Source organism: Taibaiella soli (genome assembly GCF_003236175.1).
Taxonomy (GTDB): Bacteria; Bacteroidota; Bacteroidia; order Chitinophagales; family Chitinophagaceae; genus QKTW01.
Genome location: NZ_QKTW01000006.1, coordinates 96,967 through 110,337 on the forward strand (window position 1 = coordinate 96,967; position 13,371 = coordinate 110,337).

Consider the following 13,371-nt stretch of genomic DNA (forward strand, 5'->3'; position numbering starts at 1 on the left):
ATGATTAAAAATTCTTACTTCTTAATGTGTATTCATAAAGGAGGCCATCATATTTGACCTGACCAATATCATTATTATAATAAATAGTGTCTGTATTGATCGTTCCTGGCGTATAGTACGACAGCTTATCACAAACAAAATTACCCGCCGGTGTGGACACTGTTACATTTTTTTCCACGACAGTATAAGTACTTGAGCCTACCACCCAGCTATCTCCTTGCGCACGGTTTAGTTTGTAGGTCAGATTAGTAGGTTCGCCACTTGCAGAAACCTTTACCCAGTCATTACACTCTCTCATAACACGTGCAGGAGCTGAGGCAAAAACCTGGCCACCACCGGTAAGCGCAAACTGATAAGAACCTGCAGATGTCGTACCTGTCACTTCCATCGTAAACACCGAATCATCCGTATAAACTTCGCTATAATCGTATACCAGTTTGTTTCCCACTTTCAGAAACTTGGCCAAACCGTTGTTGGTGCAGCTTCCTGAGGTGTTTCCACCGTTACCGTTATTACTTGGAGCAGGGTTATTGTTATCGTCCTTATGACAGGCAGTTAATAAGGCGGCGCCAGCCAGCAAAAGCGCTGACACCTTTAATACGTAGGATTTCATTTCAGGTAAATTATTCGTTTGTTTATTATTTATAAGAACGTGCGCTCGGATGTACTACTTCGTAATCCAGGCTTTCTTTGTGCAGTTCATAATTGCTGTCGCCTTTGTATTCCCACGCAGAAACGTACATGTACTGGTCATCCTGACGCAGTGCTTCCCCTTCATCTGTCTGGAATTCCTCGCGGAAGTGACCACCACAACTTTCATTGCGGTTCAGTGCATCGATACACATCAGTTCGCCCAGTTCCAGGAAGTCAGCCACACGGCCGGCTTTATCCAGCTCAGGGTTAAATTCTTTCACATCGCCCATGATACGAACGTTGCTCCAGAATTCTTTACGCAGTGCTTTGATTTCTTCAATCGCTTCTTTCAGGCCTTTTTCGTTACGAGCCATACCACATTTTTCCCACATGATCTTACCGAGACGTTTGTGGAAAGACTCAACGCTTTCAGTACCCTTGATGCCCATCAGACGCTCAATACGGCTGCTTACTTCTTTTTCTGCAGCTTCAAACGCAGGATGTGAAGTTGGAATAGCATTCGTACGGATTTCGTCAGCGAGATAGTTACCGATTGTATAAGGAATCACGAAATAACCATCAGCCAGACCCTGCATCAATGCAGACGCACCGAGACGGTTAGCACCGTGATCACTGAAGTTTGCTTCACCCAACGCATACAGACCAGGAATTGTAGTCTGCAGTTCGTAATCTACCCACAGACCGCCCATTGTATAGTGAACGGCTGGATAAATACGCATTGGTACCTGATATGGATCTTCACCTGTGATCTTTTCATACATCTCAAACAGGTTACCATATTTTTCTTTTACCACTTCCATACCGAGTGTACGTACTGTAGTCGCGTCTGGACTGTGGTTGCCTTGTTTACCAGCTTCGATTTTACCATAACGGTCAATCGCAGAAGCGTAATCAAGATATACTGCCTGTTTAGAAGCACCTACACCATAACCGGCATCGCAACGCTCTTTAGCCGCACGGCTTGCTACGTCACGCGGTACCAGGTTACCGAAGGCCGGATAACGGCGCTCCAGATAATAGTCGCGTTCTTCTTCAGGAATTTCATTTGGTTTGCGGGTATCACCTTGCTTTTTCGGAACCCAGATACGTCCGTCATTACGCAGTGATTCTGACATCAAAGTCAGTTTTGACTGGTGATCACCACTTACAGGAATACATGTAGGGTGAATCTGCGTCATACAAGGGTTACCGAAGTAAGCACCTTTTTTGTGCGCTTTCCAGGCAGCAGTTACGTTGCTACCCATTGCGTTTGTAGACAGGTAGAATACGTTACCATAACCACCGGAACAAAGCAATACAGCGTGACCGAAGTGACGTTCCAGTTCACCGGTAACCAGGTTACGAACAATCACACCACGAGCTTTACCGTCGATCATAACGACTTCCAGCATTTCGTGACGGGAATATTGCGTAACGTTACCCAGTGCTACCTGACGCTCCAGCGCCTGATAAGCACCGATCAGCAATTGCTGACCAGTCTGACCTGCCGCGTAAAACGTACGTTGTACCTGAGTACCGCCGAAAGAACGGTTGCTGAGCAATCCGCCATATTCACGGGCAAAAGGAACACCTTGCGCTACGCATTGGTCAATGATGCTTGCAGAAACTTCAGCGAGACGATAAACGTTAGCTTCACGTGCGCGGTAGTCACCACCTTTAATAGTATCGTAAAACAGACGGTAAGTACTATCACCGTCATTCTGATAGTTTTTTGCTGCGTTGATACCACCCTGTGCCGCGATAGAGTGCGCTCGACGCGGACTATCCTGGAAGCAGAATGTTTTTACTTTATAACCTAATTCTCCAAGTGAAGCTGCAGCAGAAGCACCAGCCAGGCCGGTACCAATGATGATAACTTCGAGCTTACGCTTGTTGGCAGGATTAACGAGTTTACAAGTTGATTTGTAATCAATCCATTTTTCCTGGAGTTTACCTGCTGGTATTTTTGAATTAAGCGGTGCCATATAGTGACGACAAGAAATTGTGAGCGAATAAAAATGATTAATGAATCAGGTTTGCCATGAAACCGATCGGCATCAGTGCAAAGATCAGCGGAACGATGATCGAGAACGCAATACCGATGTTACGAATCATTTTCTTATAACGGTGTGTACCCAGACCCAGCGTTTGGAATGCGCTGTAGAAACCGTGTACCAGGTGATAACCCAAAGCGATACAACCAAGGACATACACGACTACCACAGCTGGATTTGAGAATACCGCCTGCATTTTACCGAACAGGTCAATTTCACCTGAACCGAACGTCTGCTGATAACGGTTAGGAATCCAGAAATGATACAGGTGCATGCAGAGGAACAGCAGGATGAGTGTGCCAAGCAGACCCATAGAGCGGCTGTACCACTTACTTGTATGATTTCCGGCGCTCACTGCGTAGCGGGTATTACGTTTGCTTTTGTTCTGAGACCAAAGCATCAGCCCCTGAATAATGTGCAGGAACAGAAGTACGAAAAGGCCGATCTCCACAAAGCGGATTACCGGGTTCGTAGCCATGAAGTGACCTGCTTCGGTGAATTTTACGCCGCCATCCATCCAGAAGATCTGGGCATTGATATAGCAGTGTACAATCAGGAACGTAATCAGGAAAATACCGGTCAAGCTCATTACTAGCTTTTTACCGATGGAAGATGTGAATGCTTGTTTCCAGTTCATAACAGTGGGACAGTATTAGAATTGTAACTGTTTTGTAAAATCTCTGCAAAGATAATAGCCGAATTTACAACCTCAAACCTAAAAATTCCCTTTTTTGAAATTATCTTCCGGAAATTATCGATAAATGGCCGTAAATAAAGCCTTTCACCAAACGCTTGAAGGTTAATTATATACCTTCTTTCATAAAAAATGGTGACTTGCCGGCATTCACTTACAGCCATTAGTGATTTTTATCACGGAGTTATTTTCAGGTGAAACAACATAGATTTCACGATGAAAATCTACCCGACACCTAAAGCGTAGCCATTATTTTCACCGGCATCAGCGCCGCTATTTCTCCTTGTAATTCGATGCCTTTATTTTGCGTATACCAGGTATGTAATTCCTTTTCAAAAGTCTCAAAATCTTTCCCCTCAGGATTCTTTTTCCAGGCCATCATTAATTCCTGTGCTGTTGCAGGACGCGGTCCCCATTGAAATACTTCATTACCATCCAGATCCAGCGACACCAGTTTTGGAATGCTGCGACTGCCATTTGTCAGGTACTGGTCCATAATTTCGGGATGTTCGTCACGCAAAACGATGCGCAGTTCAATCTTTCCTTCGGAAGCAGCGGCCATTTTCGCGATACCCGGCAGATTTTGTGCGCTGTCGCCACACCAGCCTTCGGTGATTACCCACCAGGTTTGTTGCGGTTGGTTTTTCAGCTGCTCTGCGAATGATTCGGTCAAATGAAATGTTTTATTCCAGCGCTGCATCCGCTGAAAATTAAGTTTGGTATAAAACTGATATTGCTCGCTCTGATTATTGCCGGTAGTTTTCCCTTCGGCCATCAATGTTTCGATAAGATGCAGGAATTCAGCGTAGTTATAATACTGAGTTGCTTTACTAAAATGATTCATTACTTGCTCCTTGTTTGGGTCGCCGCAAAGTTAGCACATACTAAATGGCCAAACATTAAGATAGGATAAGAGATACTTATACAATATCAATACCCCATACCCTGAAGGGGCTTCTTTGCGCGAGTATTCAAATGTGCCGGGCATTTATTTAGGTTTCCACAAAGATGCATTGCTTCGTTCCTTGCAAGCATATGAGGCGAGGTTCGAGGCTCGATGATTGGTAACAGACTGTTACCGCGTTGATCACCTTGACCAATTATATGGTGCCCATAATCAAAAGGGAATGACACCTTGATTAGACAGTAGTAGTTCTAGCAAACTTCGAATCGTTCTTCTCCTACTTTTTTTCCGCAAAAAAAGTAGGGCAAAAAAGGCGGCCTAAACCAGATCACTCCGTGGTTTAGGCGGTCGCTCGATCAACTTCAGTGCTACTGTGCTGCCAGGCTAAGAGCCCTGAGGTGAACGACGCAACAATTCATTTTATTGCACCATTTGTTTTTAATGTAAGCTTTGCATCTTTGCTCCCGTCCTTGCGAGGAACGAAGCAATGCGTCTTTGCGGGAAACTTTAATGTTGTGGGAAGCCTTTGTGCTTTAAGCTTAAGTGTGTCATTGGCACGAAGGAAGGGTTGCACGCTATTCACCATTGCCCATTGACCATTCACGCATTTTTGACTTTTGACGTTTCATCTTTCACCTTTGCCCATTGACCATTCACCAACAAAATCGCCGCCAGCGAAACAGCCACACAATTCCAATAAAAATACCGGAAATCAGTATCGATCTGGTAAATGAAAAATTGCGGGAGCAGATAAAACAAGGAAGAAATCAATAACATCAGAAACGGGAGCTGCATTTTGCCGCGTTTCATCCGAAAAGCCAGTGGAAACAGAAGCACATTCACCAATAGCCAAAACCACGGCTTCATATAAATGAAATTTGCCTGCAGTTTAACAGACCGTTCCATGGCATCCAGCAAACCATTATGCCGGACAGCAAACTGAAATTGATTAGGTGTCGCGAAAAACCAATAATAGGTCAGCTTTACATTCGGTCTGTTTTTGATGCGAAGAAAATAAAGAAAACCATCGTAGCGGTTTCGCAGATACAACGGGAAGTTTTCCTTTACTGCCTTTTGCCAGCTATGTTTTAGAACTGCCACGCTATCTCCGTCTACGATCATATTTCTCGCCCATATATCGTCAAATGTTGCAGTGGTAAAATGCGTACGGATATAGGCAGTATCGAAATTAGCATCCGGATCGTACATAAAATCAGGAAACACATTCTGGTTGGTATGCACAAATATGCCCGAGAGATCTTGCAGAAACAATTTATTCTCGGGATGGGTTGCTTCTGGTTTAATGACCAGATTCTGAACACCAGACATGATCACCAGTAAAGCGAGACAACCCGCCACCGACAACCCCGCTTTTTTTATTTCCTTCAGAAGCGGAAATTGCTGGCGAACTAAAAGATATAATAATGGCAAAACACCCGGCAGCGCATTAATCCGAACCCAGGTTCCATATAAAAGCAAAACCAGAACGGCCACAACTTCCGGCTTCGAAAGTTTGCGCTCTTGTACAATAGCTCTTAAGATAATTGATATTGCCAGCAGCCAGGAAAACGCCATGTGCACATCTTTCACGATATACCCGGCGAAATTTTGCACGATTGGCGAACAACAAAAAAGAAGGACAAACAGCTTGATAACGTTATTGCGAAAGCAAGACATTAAAATCGCACAGGCAGTCCAGAGCATGGCTAGCTGAAACAACAGCATGGGCCCTGTACCTTTTTGCACGAACATAAAGCAATGCCAGAGCAACGCCATGACTGGTGGATGCCAGTCGTCATATACACCGGTCAGTGCCTGATGATACTGATCAATCGTATCGGGTGAAATGAACCCCGGATAGCATGCAAAAACGTTGACACCGAAAAGTAACACACAAAGCAATACCGGCCAGTTGCCAATAATCTTTTGCTTCATTAGTATTCGAGGAAATTGAGGTCTTTACCGAATGTTTCTTCTGTCATTAAGGCCGCAACAATAGAAACCACCATCACAATAATACCTGTTATAATGGCCGCCGGCACATAACCCTGACCCGGTTGTAACGTCTGAAACAGCAAGCTCATCAGCGGTAGCGAACCGCGCACCATGTTAGGAACCGTTGTAGCGGCAGTCGCACGAAGATTAGTACCAAACTGCTCGGCTGCCATTGTTACGAAAATAGCCCAGAAGCCGGTACCGAAGCCCAACAGCATCGCTATCCAGTATAGCTGGCTGGCGGTGCCTCCTTTCAGATTAAAGAACATGGCAATCGCAATGGCAGTAATTCCGTAGAAAATAAACAAGGCTTTTTTACGGCTTTTCAGCCAATGGCTGACAAAACCGATAAGTACATCACCAATAGAAATGGCCACGTACGCCAGCATAATCGCCTTCCCCGGATCTACCGCTTCCGTAATACCGAACTCTTTAGCGAATTTATTACTGAACGTAATCAGAATACCGATTACATACCAGGTCGGTAGCCCGATCAAAATAGAACAAAGGTATTTTTTGAGCCGCTTGCCATTGGAAAAGAACATGAAGAAATTACCTTTCTTCACCTCTGCATGCTGAATATCTTTAAACATGCCCGATTCAAAAACAGACACGCGCAACAGCAGCAGACAAAGTCCTAATCCACCACCGATAAAATAACAGGTTTGCCAGGAAAATGTTTTCGCAATGAAATAAGCCAGGATAGCTCCGCTCAAACCGATACCCGCCACCATTGATGTAGCAATGCCACGCTTTTCTTTAGGAAGCAATTCGCTCACAAGCGTAATACCCGCACCGAGTTCACCCGCCAGACCAATGCCGGCAATAAAGCGACACCAGGAATATTGCTCGATGGTATGCACTAAACCGTTGCAAATATTGGCTACAGAATACAGAAGAATAGAACCGAACAGCACACTCAGACGACCTTTCTTATCGCCGAGCACGCCCCAGATAATACCGCCAATCAGCAACCCAAACATCTGGTAGTTGAGAATGGCCGTTCCTTTTATATTGATCGCTTCCTCGCTCAGGCCCAGATCACGCAGGCTTTTTATGCGGATAATGCCGAAGAGCAGCAAATCATAAATATCAACGAAATAGCCTAATGCAGCTACTAAAACGGGAATACTGAATAGCGCGACAACTTTTTTATCCGCAGCAATAGTCTTGGTATGCTCCATGATTACGGTTGAAGCGTGTCTTCAGGTGTACCTTCTGCGACTAAATCATGCTTCTTTTTGCCGAAAAACATTTTGAACAGAACCGGACCGGTAGTCACTACGATCAGACCGATCACAATCTTTTCGAAATTGTGTTTTACCCATTCGTTTTCACCCAGGAAATAACCACTCAGCACCATGCTCGCAACCCAGGCCACACAGCCAATAACATTATAAATGAAGAAAGTTTTACGTTCCATTTTGACCACACCGGCCACAATCGGCGCGAACGTGCGTACAATCGGCAGGAAGCGGGCCAGAATGATGGCTGAACCGCCTCTTTTTTCGTAAAAATCATGCGCCTGCTTCAGGTGTTTCTGCTTAAACAGCCAGGTATCTCTCCGATCAAACAAAATATGCCCTGTCTTACGACCGAACCAATACCCTACCATATTACCTAATATCCCAGCAGCACTAATTATAGCGAGCCAGTACAGAAGATTGGCAGCATCGTTGCCAAACGGACTTTTGGAATTCGCAATCATCAAACCTGTAACAAACAACAGAGAATCGCCGGGCAGGAAGAAACCAACAAACAAACCGGTTTCTGCAAATATGACTAACGCTACTAAATAAAGGCCTCCGTAAAGAGTTACTAATGCAGCCAGTTTTTCCGCGTCTAAAAGTTCCTTGATGAAATTAATTATTTCGTGCATCTTATTGTATTCGGGCCGTGAAAATAGATAATTAAACCGATAAAAAAGCTTAAAGATGAAAGCATAAAGCTTAAGGCCTAAAGCCTAAAACCGTATCGTAAAACAGCTTGATACCTGATACTTAAAGCGTTTTCTCCCATTTACTTACTACCGCTGTCGCCACACTGTTTCCCAGCACATTGGTAGCACTTCTGCCCATATCTAACAGCGGATCAATGCCAAGCAGCAATGCAATGCCAGCTTCAGGGATATTAAAGCTCGCCAGTGTACCCGCTATTACTACCAGCGAAGCACGCGGTACACCCGCAATACCTTTACTGCTGAGCATCAACACCAGCAACATGCTGATCTGAGTACCAAACGGCAGGTGAATACCATACGACTGCGCGATAAAGATGGAAGCAAAGGTCATATACATCATAGAACCGTCGAGGTTAAAGGAATAACCCAGCGGCAAAACGAAACTTACGATTTTGTTAGGACAGCCGAAGCGCTCCAGCATTTGCATGGTTTTCGGAAAGGCTGCTTCACTGCTGCTGGTACTAAAGGCCAGCAAAGCAGGTTCTTTGACCCCGCTGAGCAAAGGAAATATGCGCTTACCGATAAACAGCGATCCGATACCACAGATGCAAAGCCACAATAGCAATAATCCAAAGTAAAATTCACCAATAAAGATGGAATAGGTTTTCAGAATGCCACCGCCCTCTTTCGCAATTACGGCTGTCATAGCACCAAAAACAGCAATCGGGGCTAATTTCATAATGTAACCGGTAACGGTAAGAATAACATCTGCTATGGCGTCAAAGAGCTTAACCACCACTTGTCCTTTTTCACCAATAGCCGCGGTAGCTACCCCAAAGAAAAGCGCAAACACAACGATCTGTAAAATTTCATTGTTCGCCATGGCTTCGATAACACTAGACGGAAACACGTGGTACAGGAACGTTTTCAGCGACATCGCCGCTTTCTGCACACCGGTTTCCGCATTGACATCCGGTAATTCCAGATGCATAGACATTCCTGGTTTGAAAACATTCACCAATATCATCCCTAACAGCAAACTCATTAATGAGGCACTCGCAAACCACAGCAAAGTCTTACCACCAATCCGGCCAACTGCTTTAATATCGCCCAGCTTGGCTACACCCACTACTAATGTTGTAAACACAAGCGGTGCCACAATCATTTTGATCAGACGCAGAAATACATCGGCCAGCAGGGAAAACGGTTCCATTTTATGGTCTACCGATTTCGTCAGTTTGGTTTTCTCTGCTTTTGCTGCGCTGATTTGTTTCCCGAAATCAAGGTAAGCCACAGCTGTTGTGTCTTTAATCAATTCCTGTTGCTTCTGCAAATGATCAATATTCGTTGCCAGAACAGCGATGCGATCATTTTCGTCTTTCACATAAGAATTGTTGAAAACAAAACCGAGACCAATGCCCAGCATTAGGGCAATGAATATATATAAGGTAAGACGGTTCTTTTTAGGAACAGGTGCGGTGGCTAACATTCGGAACGATTAATGCCGCAAGATAATCCATTTGAGATTCAATAAAGCCTAGGTTCCAAAGCTTAAAACATAAAGCTTAAGCTGCTCATGTAATCGAACAAACAAAAGTGAAAGCTCATGGCCTATTTACTTTTAACGGTATCGCTTGTAAATTCAATTTTGAGGCAGCAGAAACTTACCATCTTCATAGAACGACCAACCTGCATCATGAAGTTCACGGTTTGATGGTATATGCCCCCAGGTGCGATCTGCTATTAAATCATGTACATAGTCAAACTCAGGTTCTATATGGCCGGTATTCGACGTATTTTTATTGGCGTTGCCCGAAGATTGGTATATGTACAGATAAAACTGGTCGTGTTTTTGCGGCTTGTCTTTGATTACCGTAGCTACAAATTTATCCAAATACTGCCGTAGCGCCGCAGTATCTCCATGATAGTTTTCCACTACATAATATTCCCGCATCCGCTCAACACCCTCCACATAAACAGATGTCACATATGGCGCGAGCGGGTATATATGCATAGGCTCGCGGCGGCAGGCCACCAAGCCGCCGATCAAGGTCAATAAAAGGAATGTTCTTACCATGCGTGTTGGTTGATCCTTATTTTGCCAAAAATCGGGGTATTAAATATTATTTCCGTCAGTAATGGAGGGTAGCCGCGGTAGTGCTGCAGCACCCACCAGGCCTTAAAACCATCTTCGCTGCCGTAGGGTTGCAACCATCTTTTATTACCTTTCATCACATCTTCCCCATCTAGCCCAAAATGATCGTAAAATCTTATTTCCAAGTTGCCAGTGTACATACCATTTTTAGGATCAACCGAAAATTTGGTTAGCCACACTTCATAGGCCCATACCTGGTGTATTAAGATGCCCAGCCCCCCTATGCGCGACCCCATGTCGTCAAACACAGGGCGCGACGGCGCCCTCATGATAACCTTATCAATATTTCCTTTGGCATTTTGTAACTCTTTATCAAAATCATTCTTAAATTTTGATACCCACGCAACTGTATTGTCGTCATTTTTTACAATATTGGTCAGTTCGTTGTCTGAAAATTTGCCACCCATTCGGCAAGTAAATTGCCTAAAAGCATGACTGGCTATTACTTGCAAATTGCCTGTAGAGGTCCACGATATCAGGGCCCACAAATCGTCTTTTAGCTCCTGATCTGTTTTTTTCATGGTCTGCACCAGATCCAGCCCATGTATTGGCGGATAGTCATTGTACCGCCAATCGTTTGGTATCTGCCCGACCGCATCATAATATTTGTCGGTATCGGATTTCACCAGTTTTTTCCAAAATGTTAGTTGGTACCCCATTGTAGTTTTTAATAAAAATTGTTTTATTAAAAATAAGCCCCGATAATGGAAGCCGGCGGGGAAGGTATATCAAAACATTGATTTTGCAATAATTAAGTGCTTGCTAGCCAACAAAACACATATCGATCAAACTCCCTCATAAATCGCACCGGAAGTCGGCGTCTCGTTGAGCTCCACTTTCTTCAGACCCGGCAAAACGGGTTTCAGCTGATCCCATAACCAAACCGCCAGCAGCTCACAAGTCGGATTTTCCAGACCGGGAATGTCGTTTAATACTTTATGATCTACCACATCTATAATCGGCATCATCGCTTCCTTCATGTCCTTAAAGTCAATTACCCAGCCTTCTTTCGTCAGTGGCCCTTCAATAAACACTTTCAGGCGATATGTATGCCCGTGCATATGACGGCATTTATGTCCTTCCGGAACATTCGGTAGAAAATGGGCTGAATCAAAGGTAATTTCTCTATATATAAGCATGAAAACAATTTGCGCCGCAAAAATACTCATTATTTAAGAGAGGACCTACCGATTTACGAGGTCGACCTAGTTCAACAACTAGGTCGACTTACTGATTTACCAGGCGGACCTTGTCCAACAACTAGGTGGACTTACTGATTTACGAAGTCGACCTAGTTCAACAACTAGGTGGACTTACTGATTTACCAGGTGGACCTTGTTCAGTAACTAGGTAGACCTACTGATTTACCAGGTGAACCTTGTTCAACAACTAGGTGGACCTACTGATTTACAAGGTGGACCTTGTTCAATATAAGGTAGACCCTGCGTTCGGCAAAGTCTCCAGACTTTGTCGAAGTGGAAACCGGTCTCCCGACCGGAGCAACTGTCAACTGTCAACCGTCAACTGTTCACTATCAATGGAATTAACTTTTGAATTTGGCAGCCATCTGAACGCCTGCGTCCCAACGACTCCACCAAACACCACAAACCCACCAATTGCCAGCGGCAGCGAATAGCCCCATTTCAGGTAGCAAAGAACAGTAACCGCAATAATCAGAAAGGGAACAAAAGAATAAAGCAGCCGGAGCTGTGTGCGGCCATTTTCCTGCCAAAGCCTTGCAAGGAGGAATGGATACAGCAAAATACCTACCCATATCTCCGCCCCAGCCAGTGCCAGAATACTATTAAGCAAACTAACCGGCAATATCCATAACAAACCAAGCAAACAGACCGTTTTCGTAGCTGTGGCAATGAGAACCGGACGTGTTTTATTGATCATTTTCAGATAAAACAACATCAGATTACCAAACAAAGTGAGCAGCAGGGCGATAAACAAACCGGCAAAAGCAACGCCGTTCCATTCAATCTTGTTACGGCTCCAGATCAGGTAAACACGTTCCAGCAGCGGATAGCACAAAATCACCGCCACGCCCATAATCACCGCCGCAAACATCCAGATCAGACGGAAGAGATACAATAACCGTGTTTTGTTTCCCCTGGTTTGAAATTCCTGCATTTTGGGCACAAACACGGTTTGAAACACATTGATTCCGCTCAACGCGGCATTCGTCATGGTGCGAACAGAAACCAATTGACGTATTGCAGCCAGTGGGTAATAAAACCAGGAAAGCACCAGCGCATAAGAATCGGTCGCCAGCTTTTCAATAAAATTATTAACAATGAAGGGAATCGACCCGGCAAACTGCTTCCGGCCTTCTGTATAAGTGCCTTGTCTGATCAGCAGAAAAGCTTCCGGGCGACGAAGGACCGCCAAGCCTATATAAATTATAGCAGTGACAAGATACACCGCGCAATTCCACAAAATAACGCTGGCAAAATCTTTAATAAAAACGATACTCAACAGTAAAACCAGCAATTCAAACACACTAAAAATGACCTCGTACCGGAAGTTCTTCCAGAGATTACCGACGGGCTCGTTGAATGCATAGAAAAACCGCAGCAGGCTCATTAAAATATTTCCAACGGCAAACGAAAACAACACGACACTTAAATGTTGCGCCTGAACCACCGCTGCCGAAGTTTTAAAAACCCAGGCAGTAGCACCAGGGAAAAGCAAAAGCAATATTGCACACCCCGCACTGATGACCACACTCATCGCCAACGCAAACCGGATGCCGCTCCCAAGTACAAACCCGGCTTTTTCTTTGTTTTCGTAAAAATAAAGATTGTAGTGATTGGCAACATAGCGGATGTAAGCATCATAAAAGCCGAGCAGTAAGGCATTCGCGGCATTAAGCAATATCCAGGAAGTGTAGAAATCAGTGCCACAAAAACTAAGAATCAATGGCAGCAGCAGAATACTTTTCAGAAACACCATTACATAACGGAGGCCTGCCCAGAAAGAACCTTTTACAATGCTTTTCCGGCTATTCATAGGCTATGCAGCGTTTGATGG

The 13,371-nt window shown here is 44.5% G+C and carries 12 protein-coding genes; all 12 read right to left on the reverse strand.

Annotated features, from left to right (window positions below; all coding sequences use genetic code 11):
* Positions 1 to 4: 4 nt before the first annotated feature.
* The 12 genes from DN068_RS03980 to DN068_RS04035 all read right to left on the reverse strand — a co-directional run bounded on the left by DN068_RS03980 (position 5) and on the right by DN068_RS04035 (position 13,350).
* Positions 5 to 613: a hypothetical protein gene (locus DN068_RS03980; protein WP_110997600.1), complete on the reverse strand. Its 609-nt coding sequence runs from the start codon at positions 611 to 613 to the stop codon at positions 5 to 7.
* Positions 614 to 638: 25 nt separating this feature from the next.
* The gene (locus tag DN068_RS03985) at positions 639 to 2,618 is read right to left on the reverse strand and encodes a fumarate reductase/succinate dehydrogenase flavoprotein subunit (RefSeq protein WP_110997601.1); all 1,980 of its coding nucleotides are present in this window, start codon (positions 2,616 to 2,618) and stop codon (positions 639 to 641) included.
* Positions 2,619 to 2,655: 37 nt separating this feature from the next.
* Entirely contained in the window at positions 2,656 to 3,324 is a 669-nt protein-coding gene (locus DN068_RS03990; protein WP_110997602.1) for a succinate dehydrogenase cytochrome b subunit, read from the reverse strand.
* 292 nt (positions 3,325 to 3,616) lie between these two features.
* On the reverse strand, positions 3,617 to 4,225 hold the full coding sequence (locus DN068_RS03995) for a thioredoxin family protein (RefSeq protein WP_110997603.1): 609 nt from the start codon (positions 4,223 to 4,225) through the stop codon (positions 3,617 to 3,619).
* A gap of 660 nt (positions 4,226 to 4,885) precedes the next feature.
* Entirely contained in the window at positions 4,886 to 6,220 is a 1,335-nt protein-coding gene (locus DN068_RS04000; protein ID WP_110997604.1) for a hypothetical protein, read from the reverse strand.
* A complete protein-coding gene (locus DN068_RS04005; RefSeq protein WP_110997605.1) occupies positions 6,220 to 7,464 on the reverse strand; it encodes an MFS transporter in 1,245 nt (414 codons plus the stop codon). The genes DN068_RS04000 and DN068_RS04005 overlap by 1 nt, the downstream gene beginning before the upstream one ends.
* A gap of 2 nt (positions 7,465 to 7,466) precedes the next feature.
* Positions 7,467 to 8,159 carry a DedA family protein gene (locus tag DN068_RS04010; RefSeq protein WP_110997606.1) on the reverse strand — a complete coding sequence of 231 codons (693 nt, stop codon included), beginning with the start codon at positions 8,157 to 8,159 and terminating at the stop codon, positions 7,467 to 7,469.
* 121 nt (positions 8,160 to 8,280) lie between these two features.
* A complete protein-coding gene (locus DN068_RS04015; protein WP_110997607.1) occupies positions 8,281 to 9,669 on the reverse strand; it encodes a dicarboxylate/amino acid:cation symporter in 1,389 nt (462 codons plus the stop codon).
* A 153-nt stretch (positions 9,670 to 9,822) separates the two neighbouring features.
* A complete protein-coding gene (locus DN068_RS04020) occupies positions 9,823 to 10,257 on the reverse strand; it encodes a hypothetical protein (RefSeq protein WP_110997608.1) in 435 nt (144 codons plus the stop codon).
* The gene (locus tag DN068_RS04025; RefSeq protein WP_110997609.1) at positions 10,251 to 10,994 is read right to left on the reverse strand and encodes a DUF3289 family protein; all 744 of its coding nucleotides are present in this window, start codon (positions 10,992 to 10,994) and stop codon (positions 10,251 to 10,253) included. Before DN068_RS04025 ends, DN068_RS04020 begins: the two co-directional genes overlap by 7 nt.
* A 126-nt stretch (positions 10,995 to 11,120) precedes the next feature.
* The gene (gene queD, locus DN068_RS04030) at positions 11,121 to 11,474 is read right to left on the reverse strand and encodes a 6-carboxytetrahydropterin synthase QueD (protein WP_110997610.1); all 354 of its coding nucleotides are present in this window, start codon (positions 11,472 to 11,474) and stop codon (positions 11,121 to 11,123) included.
* A gap of 367 nt (positions 11,475 to 11,841) precedes the next feature.
* Positions 11,842 to 13,350, reverse strand: coding sequence for an MATE family efflux transporter (locus tag DN068_RS04035; RefSeq protein ID WP_110997611.1), 1,509 nt, complete (start codon positions 13,348 to 13,350; stop codon positions 11,842 to 11,844).
* Positions 13,351 to 13,371: the final 21 nt, after the last annotated feature.